At 46.0% G+C, this 17,283-nt stretch carries 14 protein-coding genes; 13 read left to right on the top strand and 1 reads right to left on the bottom strand.

What is annotated here, in order from left to right:
• Nucleotides 1-20 precede the first annotated feature (20 nt).
• From IC230_RS06210 to IC230_RS06250, 9 genes are all read left to right on the top strand, one after another.
• Nucleotides 21-1,031 carry an oxygenase MpaB family protein gene (locus tag IC230_RS06210; protein WP_191038111.1) on the top strand — a complete coding sequence of 337 codons (1,011 nt, stop codon included), beginning with the start codon at nt 21-23 and terminating at the stop codon, nt 1,029-1,031.
• A gap of 76 nt (nt 1,032-1,107) precedes the next feature.
• Nucleotides 1,108-2,484 carry a tRNA uridine-5-carboxymethylaminomethyl(34) synthesis GTPase MnmE gene (mnmE, locus tag IC230_RS06215; RefSeq protein ID WP_191038112.1) on the top strand — a complete coding sequence of 459 codons (1,377 nt, stop codon included), beginning with the start codon at nt 1,108-1,110 and terminating at the stop codon, nt 2,482-2,484.
• 242 nt (nt 2,485-2,726) lie between these two features.
• A complete protein-coding gene (locus IC230_RS06220) occupies nt 2,727-3,293 on the top strand; it encodes a helix-turn-helix domain-containing protein (RefSeq protein ID WP_191038113.1) in 567 nt (188 codons plus the stop codon).
• Nucleotides 3,290-4,411: a site-specific integrase gene (locus IC230_RS06225; RefSeq protein WP_191038114.1), complete on the top strand. Its 1,122-nt coding sequence runs from the start codon at nt 3,290-3,292 to the stop codon at nt 4,409-4,411. The genes IC230_RS06220 and IC230_RS06225 overlap by 4 nt, the downstream gene beginning before the upstream one ends.
• 11 nt (nt 4,412-4,422) lie before the next feature.
• The gene (locus tag IC230_RS06230; RefSeq protein ID WP_191038115.1) at nt 4,423-5,292 is read left to right on the top strand and encodes a hypothetical protein; all 870 of its coding nucleotides are present in this window, start codon (nt 4,423-4,425) and stop codon (nt 5,290-5,292) included.
• Between the two features lie 88 nt (nt 5,293-5,380).
• A complete protein-coding gene (locus tag IC230_RS06235) occupies nt 5,381-5,734 on the top strand; it encodes a helix-turn-helix domain-containing protein (RefSeq protein ID WP_191038116.1) in 354 nt (117 codons plus the stop codon).
• Nucleotides 5,735-5,966: 232 nt separating this feature from the next.
• Nucleotides 5,967-6,278 carry a phage antirepressor KilAC domain-containing protein gene (locus IC230_RS06240; protein ID WP_191038117.1) on the top strand — a complete coding sequence of 104 codons (312 nt, stop codon included), beginning with the start codon at nt 5,967-5,969 and terminating at the stop codon, nt 6,276-6,278.
• Nucleotides 6,279-6,280: 2 nt separating this feature from the next.
• The gene (locus IC230_RS06245; RefSeq protein ID WP_191038118.1) at nt 6,281-6,613 is read left to right on the top strand and encodes a hypothetical protein; all 333 of its coding nucleotides are present in this window, start codon (nt 6,281-6,283) and stop codon (nt 6,611-6,613) included.
• On the top strand, nt 6,570-7,997 hold the full coding sequence (locus IC230_RS06250) for a DUF3987 domain-containing protein (RefSeq protein WP_191038119.1): 1,428 nt from the start codon (nt 6,570-6,572) through the stop codon (nt 7,995-7,997). Before IC230_RS06245 ends, IC230_RS06250 begins: the two co-directional genes overlap by 44 nt.
• A gap of 270 nt (nt 7,998-8,267) precedes the next feature.
• Here IC230_RS06250 and IC230_RS06255 read toward each other — a convergent pair whose 3' ends face one another.
• Nucleotides 8,268-9,290 (bottom strand): LacI family DNA-binding transcriptional regulator, encoded by a 1,023-nt coding sequence (locus IC230_RS06255; protein ID WP_191038120.1) that lies wholly within the window; start codon nt 9,288-9,290, stop codon nt 8,268-8,270.
• Nucleotides 9,291-9,722: 432 nt separating this feature from the next.
• Between IC230_RS06255 and IC230_RS06260 the strand changes: the two genes are divergently transcribed.
• The 4 genes from IC230_RS06260 (at nt 9,723) to IC230_RS06275 (ending at nt 17,271) form a co-directional block, all read left to right on the top strand.
• The gene (locus IC230_RS06260) at nt 9,723-10,316 is read left to right on the top strand and encodes an RNA polymerase sigma factor (RefSeq protein ID WP_191038121.1); all 594 of its coding nucleotides are present in this window, start codon (nt 9,723-9,725) and stop codon (nt 10,314-10,316) included.
• Nucleotides 10,317-10,529: 213 nt separating this feature from the next.
• On the top strand, nt 10,530-11,654 hold the full coding sequence (locus tag IC230_RS06265) for a FecR family protein (protein WP_191038122.1): 1,125 nt from the start codon (nt 10,530-10,532) through the stop codon (nt 11,652-11,654).
• A gap of 255 nt (nt 11,655-11,909) precedes the next feature.
• Nucleotides 11,910-15,488: a TonB-dependent receptor gene (locus IC230_RS06270; protein ID WP_191038123.1), complete on the top strand. Its 3,579-nt coding sequence runs from the start codon at nt 11,910-11,912 to the stop codon at nt 15,486-15,488.
• Nucleotides 15,489-15,507: 19 nt separating this feature from the next.
• Nucleotides 15,508-17,271, top strand: a complete 1,764-nt coding sequence (locus IC230_RS06275; RefSeq protein WP_191038124.1) for a RagB/SusD family nutrient uptake outer membrane protein — start codon at nt 15,508-15,510, stop codon at nt 17,269-17,271.
• Nucleotides 17,272-17,283: the final 12 nt, after the last annotated feature.

Genomic DNA, 17,283 nt, shown 5'->3' on the forward strand with positions numbered 1-17,283 from the left:
AGGTATATGACAACGATACGATGCCAACATTAATAAAACCTTCCCGCGTTTTTTCTGACGAACTACTACAGACGTATCGGCAGCAGGGAGATTCTTCAGCCGACGCAGTTATTACCAGTATTGTTGAGGCTGAGGGCCCAACGGGCTTGCGGTCATTGATGCATTGGCTGGCTAATCCGAACGATATAGCTATATCCGGTCAACCTCAGACAGTTCAGGATTTCTTTAGTCAATATGCCCATTTGCCAACCTGGGCTGATCCGGTAAAGATGAAACGAGGGATGGTTTTTTTTAAAAAACATGCCAATCAGATTGGTCTAACGCTCGGGTTCTTTTCACTTCCTTATTCTTATCTGGGCGCTAATGGGGCACAGGTACTCTGGTTAACCGAACGTATCAAAAACGATACCAGTCGCCGATTGCAGGAAACTGGAGAATGGGTATTTGCGGTCAACAACCCCAAAGAGTGGTTAACGGGAAGGGCTATCCGTAAAACCCTGAAAGTCCGGCTGATCCATGCCGGCGCCCGTTGGTTCTCATTGCACTCAAACCGATGGACTATGGAATGGGGACATCCGATCAATCAGGAGGATATGGCCGGGACAAACCTAACATTCTCGTATGTCGTATTAATGGGCCTGCGCAAGTTGGGCATACAAGCAACAGAGCAGGAAGAGGAGGATTATCTGCATCACATTAACGTAGTGGATTATCTGAATGGCGTCGCTGAAGAACTTCTTCCGAAAAATTTACGTGAAGCCTATATGCTCGGTCAGGCCATTGCCAAACGGCAATTTGCGCCTTCCGAAGCCGGTATCGGGTTGACTCGTTCATTGCTTGATGCAGTAGCCCGTCAGCTTGGTTCTGCCAACCCCGAAACAGCCCGGAACCTCGCAGCCGGTGAAATGCGTTTCTTTCTGGGTGATCACTACGCCGATTGGTTGGGAATACCAAACGTACCGGTCGAGAAACGACTGGCGGGCCTGTTCGGTCGATTGCCTATTTTTTCGGCTCAGTTATCTAGTTTATAGTGCGGAATTGAAACGGATACGCTATGTATGGTATCAGCTTCAAACGTCGGGCTGCTAAACGCAAAAACGCAAAAACTTGTACCAGTTAGAACCTATTGCTGCGCTGGCTACTGCGCCGGGCATCGGTGCTATTGCCGTTGTTCGCGTGTCGGGCGAAAGCGCCATTGACATTACAAACCGGATTTTTTACGGGAAAGACCTGACCCGCCAAGCGTCACATACCGCCCATTTTGGTACGTTACGTAATACGGATGGCAGTCTGATCGACGAAGTAGTGGCAACCGTATTTCGTGCGCCAAAGTCGTTTACGAAAGAGGATGTCGTTGAGATTTCATGCCATGGTTCGGAGTTTATTATTCAGCAACTGTTACGTCGGCTGACAGCCGAAGGTGTACGATTGGCCCGACCAGGCGAGTTTACGCAACGCGCTTTTCTGAATGGTCAGTTTGATTTAGTACAGGCTGAAGCCGTTGCCGATCTGATTGCTTCGGATTCGGATGCCAGTCACCGAGCCGCCCTGACACAACTGCGCGGAGGCTTTTCGAAGCAACTCAAGACGCTTCGCCAGCAACTGATCGATTTTGTCGCCCTGGTCGAACTGGAACTGGATTTCGGCGAAGAAGATGTTGAGTTTGCCCACCGCGAACAACTCCGGCAACTCATGCTCGATATTCGGCGTGTTCTGCATCCATTAATAGAGTCATTTTCGGCTGGTAATGCGATAAAAAACGGCGTTCCGACCGTTATCGTTGGTAAGCCCAATGCGGGTAAGTCGACTCTTCTGAATGCACTGTTGAATGAAGAAAAAGCCATTGTGTCCGATATTCCTGGCACAACCCGAGATGTCATCGAAGACGAATTATTTATTGACGGCCTTCGCTTTCGATTAATCGATACAGCCGGTCTGCGTCAGGCGACTGATCAGATCGAAGCCATCGGTATTGAACGGACGCAACAGAAAATGCGGGATGCTGCTCTGGTTGTGTATCTGTTCGATGGAAAAAATATAACGCCGGACGAATTGCAATCAGCGATTCAGGAAATCCGTTTGTCGGGAAAGCCCTATATATTGGTAGGAAACAAGCTCGATGCGCTGACCGATGAGAAAAAACAAGCCTTAGAGAACGTTGCCGGAGAGAAGGTTGCCTGGATTTCGGCTGCTCAGCAAACTCATTTAGACGAATTGAAAGCTGTGTTGTCGAGCCGGGTACGTACCGATACGGCTGTACAAACGGGTAGTGCTGTGGTGACGAACGCTCGACATTACGAACACCTCACGGGAACGGATGATGCGTTGGCGCGTGCTATTTCAGGACTGGATGCAAGCGTGACACCTGACTGGCTGGCCATGGATTTACGAGTGGCCTTACGACATCTTGGCGAACTTACGGGTGAGATAACAACAGATGATTTATTGGATTCAATTTTCAGTAAGTTCTGTATCGGAAAGTAAACGCACCTACTGAATTAGTATCATTATCATTATAAATCGCAATGAAAGCCCTTTAAAGGGGCTTTTTTGTTACTGTTACCACCCGTTTATTCAGTGATAATAAATGTATATTCATCATACATTTGTACCTTCGTTGTATCTCAATTTGCGGGTTTTGTATAATGCCCGTTTTTTAGGCGAAAAGATGGCACAAACTGACACATACATGCACATTATGACACTTATCTGCATCTCCTGACACAATGAGCACTAACATTCGAATCTTACGTATTTGCCAGCACTGCGGAAAGGAATTTGAAGCCCGTACGACGGTAACGAAAACCTGTAGTGACACCTGCGCGAAAAGGGCGTATAAAGCCCGTCAAAGGGCGGCAAAAGTTGAGATGAGTAATCAGCAGACTCAGCAGATCAAAACGCAGCCTATCGAAGATTTGAAGGCTCAGGAATTTCTTACTGTTGATGAATCGGCAAAGCTCATCCGTATCAGCCGCCGTAGTTTATACAGACTCAATGAGCGAGGAGAGTTGCCTTTCGTCAAGCTCAACCGTCGTACGGTTATACGTCGTTCTGATATTGATCTACTGTTTGATCGGCCAGCCCAACTATTAGAGCAAAGCCGTCCAGCTCCGGTACTACTGTCGGAATGTTACACCATGAAAGAAGTTATGCAGAGATATGGTATTTCTGAAAAAGCGCTGTATGAACTAATCAAGCGCAATGATATTCCTAAGCAGTACAGTGGTATTTACGCGTACGTGCCAAAGACCCGGATTGATGAGCTATTATCTTATACACCTATTCAATCATGATTAAGGTTCATTTACGTAAGAAGCCGATTAGTAACGGACGCACCAGTCTGTATTTAGATTACTACCCGGCAATTCCTCATCCTGACACGGGTAAACCTACCCGGCGTGAGTTTTTAGGGATGTATTTATTCAATCGACCAAAGACGCCAGCTGATAAAGAACAGAATGCTGAAGCGTTAGCTCTAGCCGAAACCATCCGAGCCAAACGGCAGATTGATGTGCAAATGGGTGCCTATGGATTTCTTTCCAAGCGGCAACGGATGGCCTGCTTTGTCGAATATTTTGAGCAGTTAGCCGCAAAGCGTAAAGGCAGTAATGCCGATAACTGGACAAGTGCTCTGTATTATCTGCAAGATTTTACTGGTGGAACGCTACGGTTCTCAGACCTGACGCCTTATAAATGCGAATCTTTTAAAAGTTTTCTCCTAACAGCACAAAACCGGCGAAATGGTGATGCATTAGCAACAAATTCAGCCGTTGCTTACTTTGGGAAATTCAAAGCAGCATTGAAGCAGGCTTTTAAAGAAGGCTTATTGGCAATTGACTTAAGTACTAGAGTAGAGGGCATCAGGCCAGATGAGACCTATCGCGAATACTTAACACTAGAAGAACTGCAAGCTCTGGCCCGTACTGATTGTCCAGCCATGCCTCAACTTAAACAAGCTGGCTTATTCTCAGCATTAACGGGTTTACGATACTCGGACATTGAAGCTTTGACTTGGGGACAGATTCGACATGATGCCGTGAATGGATATGTTATCCACTTTACCCAGCAAAAGACCAAAGGCGTCGAAGTAATACCCATTTCGGAACAGGCCGTTCTAGTTCTAGGCGCACGTTTAAGCGATGATCAGCCTATTTTATCAGGGCTACAGTACTCTGCTACGCTCAATAAAGTCCTACGTCGGTGGGCAGCTGAAGCTGGAATTAAAGGGAAGCACTTATCTTTTCACTGCTTCCGGCACACTTATGCCACATTACAACTCTCACTTGGAACAGACATTTATACTGTTTCAAAAATGCTTGGGCATCGCGAATTGAAGACAACGCAGATTTACACCAAAATTGTGGATCAGGCGAAACGGGATGCTGCGGACAAAATTAAAATTAGCTTATAACCGTTTTAAAAATGACACCTGAACAAATTAAACTTGAATTTCAAAGATTATTCCTTGTATTATTAAGAGGAGGCAGCGTCGAAAAAATACGGCTAGAGTTAGAACCGCTTTATAGAACTTCAAAAGGGATGGCAGCGATTAATTTGCTGACAGATTGGGTTGAGAAAGGTAAAAAAGAGATAGACGACAGAAATCAAAACGTGTCTTATACTGAAGAAGATATTCGCGAGAGAATAGAATATCCCGTAAGCGAGATTTTTGAGTCAATCAGTTCTGATGTATTAGATTCTGTGACGAAGAAATCATTTTATGAGTTTTATAAAAGCTTTAATAAAGCAATATATCTTTTATATGAAGCGAAGCAGAATGAATTAACTTATGCACGTTTTGAGGAGCTATTTACCGGAAAACCTGCAAGGGTAGAGAGTATGGATTTATTGTATGCTGAACTGGATAAAAATTTTACTCGAATTCTAACATCTAATTCAAACGATATATTCTCATCCTCAAATGAAAATATATCGTTTGAATTAGATGTTAGCGTTCCTTCAGTAAAGGCTTTTAATGATCTTTTTGATAATGCTGAAGATTTAGATAAGTATGTGGGAATACTAAGAAATTTTAGGTCTGATAAACCAGTAATTAATAGCGATAATGAATGGCTGGGCGGCCGGAAAGATGGTAGCAAAAAAATTCTTATTGCTTGGATAGACCGATTGAAATATTGCAAAAAAATTCCTAATCATTTGGATAAGAGGCAGTTGGCAAGATTGTTGGAGGATTTTTTTCAAGGTTTAAAATTCGGTGAACATTTAAGGTATTTTGACAACAGTATAGATCCAGATATACAAGAAAAGTTCAGAAAGCTTATGCCCTTATAGTGCATTTGGTGCATTTAGTGCATTTGATTCTAAGTGCAATATTGAGCTTTCCATTTTTGTGCCATGTTTCATAAAAAAAATATTGAACATGGATAATGAATTCATTGTAGTACCCCGTACGCAATTCAAAGTATTAGTGTTTGAAGCTTGTATCGATGCGCTTAAGTCGCTCCAAGTACCCACTGTATTACAGTCTGGAGCGGATAGATGGATGACGATCGAAGAACTGAGCGATTATTTACCTGGCAAACCAGCAGTGACGACACTGTACGGTAAAGTACAACGTCGTGAATTGCCTTTTAAACGACTAGGCCGTCGATTGACCTTTCTACAATCAGAGATAGATCAATACCTAAAGGGACAGTCGTGTATGTCTCATATTGAGATCAATGCTGTTGCAGATCAGTATGTAAAAACTAAGAAAAGGGGGCGCAGACAATGATGTCCGAAACATCCGCAGAATTATTCTAGAAAAGCTTCTTGATAAATCTCGACATCAAGAAAAGAACATCCCCAGAATAAATCAGTGCATTCATTGCGCTACAATGTCAGTAAAGAATGAGACTGTCTTTATCTAAGCAGTCCTTGATTTGATTCTTCCACTATTCTGTCAATGAATTTTTCTGAGTCACTCATAGTGGCTCCTCAGGACGTATGTGCCAAATCTTAATCTTATGACAAAACAAACCACTTTTTCGCTGACACAAGCTGCCGATCTGTTACACTTCTCAGGTGGGGTACAGAACTTTATTTTCACCTTACGCACACAACGGTACCTGGACAAAGATTTACGGCCCTACCAATTTTGTATTAATGCAGGCTGGTTTGTGGGCGATATGCACTCACTGCCAGATCCGAGAAATTTTAAACGGTTTACATTGATCCCCTCCCTGACGATCAGAGGACTCAACTACTTTGACAAGAAGTTCAACGGCAACGAACGTATCATTCCTGACTTGACCGATTTAAACGATCTTCCGTACTAACCATGAACCAAAATCCAACAACATTTTCACTGGCACAAGCTGCTGATATCATCCAAATGACTGGTGGTGCTCAGGCATTCATCGACTGGCTGTATTGCCAGGAATACTTAACGGATGATTTGCTGCCCAGCCGAGCTGCCATTAACTCTCGACTAATTATCAGTCGGTATTTATCTATGCCGAATGGAGAAAATAGACCCGAGTTGCACATTACTGTCAAGGGAATTGCCTACTTCTGTAAGAAGATTAATCATGGTAATTATTTAGCTCGTAACTGGTTTATCTCAGATAATGTACACTCCACTAAGTATGCTCGACGTAAAACGATCATTTAATTGTATTGACGAGACTGCCGATACGGATCTGTCAGTTCTGAAAGCCAGCTTGCCAACCGCCTTACAACGACTGATGGACTGCCATGACGAAGATAGTGAATACTTGACAGCGTTGATGACCACTCTGGTGGTAGGGGGGAGTATCATTCCCGAAGTCAGTGCTATCTATGATCGACGACGGATATATCCAAACCTGATGCTTTTTATCGTCTGTCCACCGGCTGGCGGTAAAGGAGTGGTTAGTTTGGGTACTAAGCTACTCCAGCGTATTAATCGCCATTTGAGTGAGAGCTATCAGAGCGCTCTGGCAAGTTATCAGCAGCAGATGGATCAATATCGATCCTCCCTGAAGACCGACCAGCCGGATAAGATACCAACCAGGCCCAAACGGGCACAATTGCTGGTGCCAGGCAATATAACCACGGCTAAGTTCATTCAGCAGATGGCAGATAACCAATCCCTGCCGCTGATTATGGTTGAGACAGAAGCCGATGTTATAGCAGGTTCCTTCAAAAGCGATCATGGCAGTCAATTAAGCACGCTGTTCCGTCAGGCCTATCATCATGAGCGGGTAGGGCTATCAAGGAAAACCAATAATGAACTAATTGAAATTGAAAAGCCTAAGTTATCCGTGGTTATCGCTGGGACAGATAATCAGATTTTATCGATCTTCAAAGGTAATCAGGATGGTTTGTATTCCCGATTCCTGTTTTTGCGCGGTGTGAGCAGCATGCAATGGCGTAGCCTAAGGCCGAGCGCTGGGTCAAGTTCGTTAGATGACCATTATACCGAGTGGTCAGAATGGTTTTACAGGGTATGGCTGCAAACCCAAACATTACGGGTTGAAGTTAGCTTCACCGACAAACAATGGGACCTGCTTGATGAGCGTGGTCAACAGCAGCAGGCAACCGCTCATTTCGTTGGTGGAGATTACTCGGTCAGTATTGCCCGGCGTCATGGGTTGATGGTCATACGACTGGCAATGACACTTTCCTTTTTTCGTCGGGTCGATCCCGTCACTGGAAATGTAGATGGATTTATAAATAGTTGGGTCTGTGATGATGTAGATTTTGAACTGGCGTTGATGCTGGCAAATATTTCATTTCAGAAAAGTCTTAACCTCTACAGGACGATGCCGCAGCACCCGAGTATCCATATCGCTACTGGGAAACGGATGACCTTTTTTAATGCTCTTCCTGCGCATTTTGAGATGAAGACCGTTAATGCCATTGCTAGTGGACAGGGTGTTGCAGAACGAACAAAAACCCGCTGGCTTAGTAGCTTTTGTGAGACGGGAATGTTAGTGCAAATAGATCGGGGGGAGTATAAAAAAACAGCAATGGCGGCTGTGGCCGAAGAAGCCGTAGACCAGATTGACGCCTAATGTAGCTTGTCACGCAACTGACATGCCGATAACTGAATTGATAAATCCTAGGCCATTTATCCCCAGATACCGCCATAAAGCCATAGCGCCACTTCGGCCACGATACTATTTTCGAAGATTCGCCAGTGATATGGTCGGTAAAAGACGCCCATTGAGTTCTTGCTCATGTGGGCGTCTTTTCTTTGTGACTTGCTGTAAAAGTTATTCGGACATCAAATGACACTATTTATAAAGGAATGATAGATGGGCAGTGATGCAGATTTTCAGCACTTAGCTGCTTCGTACTGATGATGTACGGATAATAAGTTGCGTATCAAATACAATAGTTTCACTATTTACTTCATCCTTACTTTCAATCTGACGCAATAATAAGCGGACTGTTTCAGCTGCCATCTCTGTAATCGGTTGATTTATACTACTTAGAGTAGGTGAAAAAAAGGCCGATACTGGTTCGTTATTGAAGCTAACGATGGCTATATCCTTCGGTATAACCAATCCTTTCTGTTGCATCGCGTACAGCGCTGGATAAGCAATCCGATCACTTATAGTAACGACCCCATCGGGTGGATTGGGCAAACTCATCAGCGCCAGAGTTTGTAAGATCGTGTTTTCATTGGTGTAATCACAGTGCCGTACGTATTGACCGCCAGCCGTTACGTTATGTTGGGCAGCAGCTGCTAAATACCCTTCAATTCGTTGGCTGCTTAAGGATAACTGGGGCGGTCCCGCCAAAAATCCAATCCGACGACAACCCTGTTCAATCAAATGCTCGGTTGCTTTAAAAGCAGCTGCCCGATTATCGACCATTACTTTGGACACTGATGTAATATCGGCTGTACGGTCAACTAATACGATTGGTATTCCTTTTTTGACTAATCGCTCAACATGATCAAAGGTAGAGGTATCACGGGAAAGCGAAAGAACAAGCCCCTCTACCTGGCTGCGCAGCAGGTTTTGGATACTGATGGTTTCGCGTACGTACGACTCATTAGTTTGGGCCACCAAGACGCTATAACCCGCCTGCATAAAGGCTTCTTCCAGGCTGTTTAGCATAGCCGAGAAATAATGGTATGATAAGTTAGGGAAAATAATGCCGATTGTTTTGGTACGGCTTTTTACCAGATTTTTCGCCAATTGATTAGGCTGATAATCCAGTTCCTCCGCCAATCGTATCACGGCCTTACGTGTATCGGGATGAATCTCCGGCATATCACGTAGTGCCCGTGAAACGGTTGAAATAGATATATTCAATTTGCGGGCGATGTCTTTGATCGTTACAGGTGTGTTTTTCATAAAGTGCAGCAATCGCTGAAATATTACTTTTTCAATAAAGAGCTCTCGGGGAATTAAACGTTTAAGTGATAAGACACACGTCGTGTGAGCAATTGTACACGGAAAATTTTAATCTTTTTTGGTCATAATTCCATAATGCAAACGTTTCCGGAAACGTTTGCAAAAAAATATACGGTTTAAGACTCGTTTTTTTGCATGAAATAGCTTGCTGTCTTGTACTTATGGAGTATTTTAGTAGAATATATTCAAGAAACAGATCATAGAGGATTTTGAATAAACATTTATCAAGTTTCCTTACTTTACTAGGTGAATTGTATTTTGCCGCGATATTGTGCTTTTGAATATACGTATCGGTAAGACTTTCATTAATGTCGCTTGTTTAAATTGCGTCAGAATTGTACAACATTAACTTAAAGTATTTACCAATTAATCATGGCTAACTCGGTGTCAATTCCTGCGGATGAACAAACCATGGCACAATTGTGGGCTCGGTTTCGAGCGGATGATGAGAAAGCCTTTGATCAACTGGTGGAAGCTAGGTACCGGGTATTATTTAATTACGCCACCCGGTTTACCAAAGACAGGGATTTGATTAAGGATTGTATTCAGGATTTATTTCTGGAGCTCTGGAATCGACGCAAGGCGATTGTCGATACACCTTATGTGACTATTTATCTAATCAAGGCGCTACGGAACAATCTGCTGCGAAAACTCCGTCGGGAACGGGATTGGGCTCTTGCAGTTAAAGAAGATCCAGAAAATGACATTTACCATATAGACGAGCTTACTGCCGAAGTTACCTGGATTGCTGGAGAAACACAGCTCAGTACCGAGCAAAATTTACGAGAAGCTGTTTCTCATTTACCGAAACGGCAGCAGGAAGTTGTGTTCCTGAAATTTTACGAAGGACTTTCCAATGACGATATTGCCCAAGTGATGGATGTTGAAAAACAAACCGTCGCTAATTTTCTCTACCGGGCAATGACTCAGCTTCGCAATTCCTTGCCTATCCGTCTTTTCTCATAGCAGACGCATCCATTAAGCTCATATTTCTGCCCCTGTTTAAAGCTTAGCACTTTGAGCAGGGGCATTTTCTTGTCGTTCATTCGAATAAATAAAAGCTACTTGACCGCGTCATCATTCTCTTCAAAAATTTTATGAAAAAAATCTGTGAAAAAGAGTATGATCAGAAATCATTTGTCTACTTCCTACTAAACAGGGAAATTGCCAGCCGCATCCATGCCTGATTATACCAAGTACACGTTCGATGACTTTGTGCTGGATAGCCGCTTTCGACAGTGGGTACTAACCAACTCACCTGCCGAACAGGCTTTCTGGAATCAATGGCTACAGACCAATCCCGACAAAGTGGATATGGTACTGGCCGCTCGTCATTACGTCACTCAGTTGCAGCAGGCGCAGGAAGAGCTATCGGATGAGGAACTGGCCACGGAGGTAAGCCGTATTCGGATCAACCGGCAGAAAGCTCAGGATCTGAACGAATTAGAATTGGTACCAGAGTGGCAACCGAGACCCAGCCGATTTTCAGGCTGGTTGCGTATCGCAGCCGCTGTTCTGCTGGTTGGTTTTGGAACGTTAGCTTTTTTTTACTGGCGCACACCCGATACGCCCATAGCTGTTTATCAGCAAGTCATTGAGAAGAAGGTTGGTACGTTACAGGAAGTTCGGAACAGCACAAATGCCAGTCAGTTAGTTCGTCTGCCCGATGGAAGCAAGGTAACCCTCTACCGGGGTAGCCAGATCAGTTTTCCACGCACGTTTACGGCTCGACAACGTGAAGTGTTTCTAGTTGGGGAAGCGTTTTTTGAAGTAATACGTCGCCCAAAGCAACCCTTTATGGTATATACAAACCAGCTAACGACGCAGGTTCTAGGCACTAGCTTTACCGTACGGGCCTATCCCAACGATAAGGAAGCCAAAGTGATCGTTCGAACGGGAAAAGTATCGGTTTTTAAGACCCCACTCACCGGAAATCTGGGCAACGTAGCTCCAAACGAACCGGCGCTGATTCTAACCCCAAACCAACAGGTAACGTTTCAGGCGAAGGATCAGCAATTGGAACGGTCATTAGTGGCCATGCCGGAGCCTGTCGCAACGCTACCCGGCCAGCCTCAGTCGCTGATGTTCGAGCATACGCCGGTCGTTACGGTGTTTAAAAAGTTGGAAGCCACATATGGTATCGTCATTAATTACGACACTGACCTGCTGGCGGGTTGCGAGCTGACCGCCGAATTTGGGGCTGAATCATTGTTTGAGAAGCTGGATCTCATTTGTCGGGCAACCGATTCGCATTATGAGGTAATTGATGCGCAGATTGTTGTCTATAGCAAAGGGTGCCGGTGAGGTGGATCTGGTCAGCCAAATTAATATAACTACTCTAAACCTACAGAATCCTATGAACCTGTCTAATTTTTTGCTGCTCCTACACTAGCCTGCGCGCTCAGTGCCTATAGGCTACGACTGTCTAATCAACCCAGTTTCCTTTTTTAACTCCCCAGTCCAATACAACGGTTTAAATCCAGACACTCCGCATCTGCGGTCCGACTGGGTAAGGGGATTTTTTGTGCCAAACGTAAACGAGTATATTTCCTTACTTCTATGCGAATCAATACAAAACCACGGGTGATTTTCGAAAAAATCATGCGAACAGCGTTTTATCAGGTCTTCATTCTAGTCTGGTGTTCCAGTCTGGTGCTGGCCTTCGATGGTAGGGGACAGGAGGTCTTAAACCGACCTATTTCTGTATCCATTGAAAACCTGCAAATTGAGCAGGCTGTCAAAAAAATCGGCAAGCTGGCGTCAGTCAGGTTTATTTACAGTCCACAGGTCATCCGCTCTGACCGAAAGGTGAGCTTGTCGGTGCAGAATCAGCCGCTTTCTGAGGTTCTCAATTCGCTACTCACACCGCTTCACGTTACCTACGAAGTGGTTGGTTCGCAGATCATTTTACGGAATGTGGAACCACGTAGCGCCGTGCCGTCTACGGAGACGCCAGCTACCGCAGCCGACGAAACCATTACCGGTACCGTAACCGACGAAAACAACGCTCCCTTACCAGGTGTAACAATTGCCGTAAAAGGAACGTCTCGCGGTACAACAACCGATGCTCAGGGCCAGTTTTCGCTCAGTGTCCCCAGCCCGGACGTAACGTTGGTGTTTTCATTCGTTGGCTATGTAAATCAGGAGGTGAGCGCCGGTAACCGGACTCAATTAGCCATCAAATTAGCCCCGGATACGAAAAGCTTACAAGAGGTTGTGGTGGTTGGTTACGGGACGCAGAAGAAAGCAACCTTAACCGGGGCTATCGCTACGGTAGATGCCAAGACGTTTCAGGACAGAGGCCCAATTGCCAGTCCACTGGCCGCTTTGCAGGGACAGGTGCCGGGCGTAGCGGTCACCCGAAGTTCGTCGCAGCCAGGTCGCGAAGGCTGGAGCTTTTTAATCCGGGGCAACTCATCCGTCAATTCGACAGAACCGCTGATTATCGTCGATGGCTTACCGATTCCGAGTGCCAGTGCGCTGAACTCATTCAACCCCGCTGACATTGACAATATTTCCTTTTTGAAAGACGCAGCGGCTGCTATTTATGGAGCTCGTGCCGCTGGTGGTGTTGTACTTATTACGACCAAACGGGCTAAATTAGGTAAGGCCATCATCGAATATAACGGATCAGTTTCGCGAAAAGTAATTGGCTTACAGCCTAAACTGGTTGATGTAAACGGCTGGGGACCCATGATTAAAGAAGCGCGGGAGGCTGATGCTTTCGCTCCTACAGATATCTGGATAAATCTGGCGAACGCAGCCATCTATGCCAAAAAGAACGGTATCAACAACCTAACCTACGCACAGTGGACAGCCGCTGGTTACACTGGCTTTACGGATGTCAAAGACTTTTCGTTTTTCGACGGCACCATGCAGGATATATTGTGGGGAAATGCTACGTCGCAGGAACATCAGTTGAGTGTTTCATCTCGATCTGATAAAGCGGGTTACCGTATTTCACTAGGCTATCTCAATGATGGCAGTTTACTTCGGTGGGGTAATAACTCTAACCAACGATATAACCTGCGCCTAGTGAACGATTATCAGGTATCGCCTAAACTCAAGATCGAATCAAATATCTCGCTGGAAAAAAATGACATCATCCAGCCATCTAACATCGGAGCCGTTTTGAACAACGGTATCCAGCCCGGATTACCGACCTCAACCATCGATGGCAAAGCATACGTATGGGGGTCAGGAATTGCCAACGCGGCTCCTAACAACATCGCACAGTTTGGAGGTGACGCCAAAGAATATAACACTAGATTAAATACGAACTTTAGTGCTACGTATACCTTTACCCAAAAGCTTAAAGCCGTAGCTACGGCTGGATACTATTTTCACAATGCCGACTACCGGACCAATGAAGATCTGATTCCATTTTACGACTACAGTGGCACCCAGCTTATTTCGACCTTAACGCCGTCAGGTGCCAACCGAAGTTTTTACCAACGGGCAGCCCGTCGGGAAGCGTACTATAATCTCAACGCTTATCTGGATTACGGAACCTCTTTCGGCAACGACCATAGCCTTAATCTAACGGCGGGCGCTCAGTATGAGCGTGACGAAGTTAACAGCTTTCTGACCCGTACGCAGGACATCCTGGCGGGCGTACCGACTTCTCTGGCGCTGGGAACGGGCGATGCGGCTTCACGTACGAACACAGAAGCGCAAAACCACTACGCTCTTGCAGGCTACTTTGGTCGGGCCAACTACACTTTTCGGAATAAATATCTCCTGGAAGGCAACTTCCGTTACGATGGCTCCTCAAAGTTCAGCGCAGAAAATCGCTGGAAACTTTTTGGTGGGGTGCTTGCAGCTTGGCGAATCTCGCAGGAAGAATTCATGAAAAATATTCCATTCATCAATGAACTGAAGCTACGGGCATCGGTCGGCACTACAGGGAATCAAAGTGGTATCGGTCTGTATGATTACATCCAGTTACTCAATTTAAGCTCATCGCCGGGCGGTACGAATTCCGGATACCCAATTCTGGGTACGTCACCCGCTGTTCGCGTAGCGCCGGGTGGTCTGGTTGCGTTAGACAGAACCTGGGAGCGTGTCAGAACAACTAACTTCGGACTGGACTTTTCAGTACTGAAAAACCGCCTGTCAGGTGCAGCTGAGTATTTTATCAAGAACAACGATAACATGCTCATTGCCCGCACCTACCCGACTGTTCTAGGCTCAACGGCACCAGCCGGTAATAACGGTAATCTGGTAACGAAAGGCTGGGAAGTATCGCTCAACTGGCGGGGCAGCGTCGGCCAGCTAAACTACCGGTTTGGTGGAAATGTCTCTGACTTCACGAACAAATTGGTTGATTTTGGTGGACAGACACTATTCAATAGCAATAACCGTGGCCTGAACAGCGCCGTGGAGGGTTACCCGATCAATTCGTATTTCGGCCTGGAATATGCCGGACGTATCCAGACGCAGGAGCAACTGGAAGCCTATAAAAAGCTGATTCCTGGCAATAACATCGGTATTCCCAGTGGAACGGCCCGTAACGCGTCGCTTCAACTGGGCGACAACATGTTCAGAGACCTCAACGGCGATGGTAAGCTTACGTTCGAAGGCGACGCAAAATACCTGGGTACCGACAATCCACGAATGATCTATGGTATCAATGGTGGACTCGATTACAAAGGATTTGACTTCAATTTTATTTTCCAGGGTGTTGGCGAACGGACCATCATTCGGGATGGAAACTGGCGGATTCCGGCAGCTGTTCTTTTCCAGGCCCAAAATTCGGCTTATTTGAATCAGTGGTGGACACCCGAACGGACGGACGCCCGCCTGCCCCGTATCTCGTCAACCGGAACGATCAATAACTACAACTACATCCCGTCGGATTGGGTAGCCGAAAATGGTGCTTACCTCCGGCTGAAGAATCTGGTCTTTGGATACACACTTCCCCAGAAACTAACCCAGAAAGCTCGTATTCAGCGACTACGGTTGTATTACTCAGGTAACGATTTATGGGAGATCTCAAAGATCACCGACGGTTGGGACCCCGAGGCTTCACGCACCGTATCAAACACGGGCGATACGAATAACAACAACCAAAGTACATTCAGCCAGCGATTTCCCTTCTACCGATTTCACACGGTCGGCATCAACCTGACTTTTTAACCCGCAGCACGGCAGCAACATGAAAAATACACGAATAAAACCCATCACGCTGATTGCGGGAATCCTGGTATTCCTCCAGTTCAGTTGCAACAAGCTGGTAGACCTGAAACCCATCAACGAAATTTCAGATGCCAGTTACTGGAATACACCTGATCAGTTCAAACTGGCCGCAAATGAGTTTTATACCTACCTGACCAGTTTTGCTCAGGTGCTTTATGATCCAACGCCAACCGCCAGCGTAGCCGGTAGCCCGCACTCTGACATCCGCGCTGATTTTGTCGGGCAACGCACGCCCTATAGCAATGGTAGCTATTCATTACTGGCCACGGATGTCAACTGGAACAATAGTTATTCGCGGCTCCGAGCGATCAATTATCTTCTTGAAAAAGCTGCTACGTATCCGGGTCAGGCTGATATTACTCAATATGTAGCCGAGGCTAAGTTTTTCCGGGCCTATGTTTACTTCGATCTATTGCAGCAGTTTGGCGGTGTACCCATCGTCACCAAATCATTGTCAGTCGATTCGCCCGAATTGCAGACTCCCCGTAACAGCCGTGATGAAGTGGTCGATTTAATTGTGAAAGACCTGGAAGAAGCCATTGCTGCTCTACCCCTGGAAAGCGCTATTACGGCAGCAAACAAAGGTCGCGTGAGCAAAGGAGCTGCTCAGTCTTTTTTAGCGCGTGTAGGCTTGTATGAGGGTACGTGGCAAAAGTATCGCAACAACAGCGCCCGGGCGAATCCGCTCCTCGATAAAGCAATTGCCAATAGCAACACGGTTATCACCAGTGCGCAGTATGAATTATTTGCACCGGTAGCTCTGGGCGATTCAGCGCTGAAGTACCTGTTCATTCTGGAAAATGAAAAATCGAACCCGGCAAGCATTGGTAAGTCGGCCAACCGTGAATACATTCTGTCTAACCGCTACGATTACACCCTACGGCAAATTCGCCAGAACGTAACGCATACTTGGTTTGGCAGTAGCCTGACCCGCAAGTTTGCTAATCAATTTCTGAGTCAGGACGGCCTACCCATCGAGAAATCGCCACTCTTCAGAGGTTACGGCACCACCCGTTCGGAATACCAGAATCGGGACAATCGGATGCGGTACACCATGGCTATTGACAGCAGTTATTACTGGGATAATGAAAACCCCGGTGCCCGGTCAACGTGGTTAAGTGATGCCGCTGATCGGGCTAGCGGACGTGGGCGGTTCAATAGCACGGTCAATACCGTTACGGGTTATGCGAATCAGAAGTGGGGTACCGAACGGCGTTTGAACGACAATGAAGAAGGCTACGACTGGCCCGTGATCCGGCTTGCCGAAGTCTATTTGATTTATGCCGAAGCTACCTATGAACGGAACGGTTCCATCAGTGATGCCGACCTGGACAAATCGCTGAACCGGGTTCGAAATCGGGTAAATAAAACCATGCCTAAACTAAGCAATGCGTTTGCCACAGCGAATGGCCTGGATATACGGACTGAAATCCGCCGGGAACGGAATGTTGAATTATTTCTGGAAGGGTTCCGGATTGATGACCTCAAACGCTGGAAAACCGCCGAAGTTGAAATGCCACAACCGCTGTTGGGTATCCGCTGGAAAGGTACTCCCTTCGAGCGAAGATGGGTTGTAAACGGTACGTCTCCGTATCCGCTTGATGCCGAAGGTAATTTGATTTTTGAAAGTGGTCGGCAGTGGTCGGAAAAAAACTACCTGCTTCCCATTCCTACACAGCAGATCCAACTGAATCCACAGCTCACCCAGAACTCCGGCTGGTAGTCAACCCATCAC

It is taken from the genome of Spirosoma validum, from assembly GCF_014699035.1.
In the GTDB taxonomy this organism is placed as follows: Bacteria; Bacteroidota; Bacteroidia; order Cytophagales; family Spirosomataceae; genus Spirosoma; species Spirosoma validum.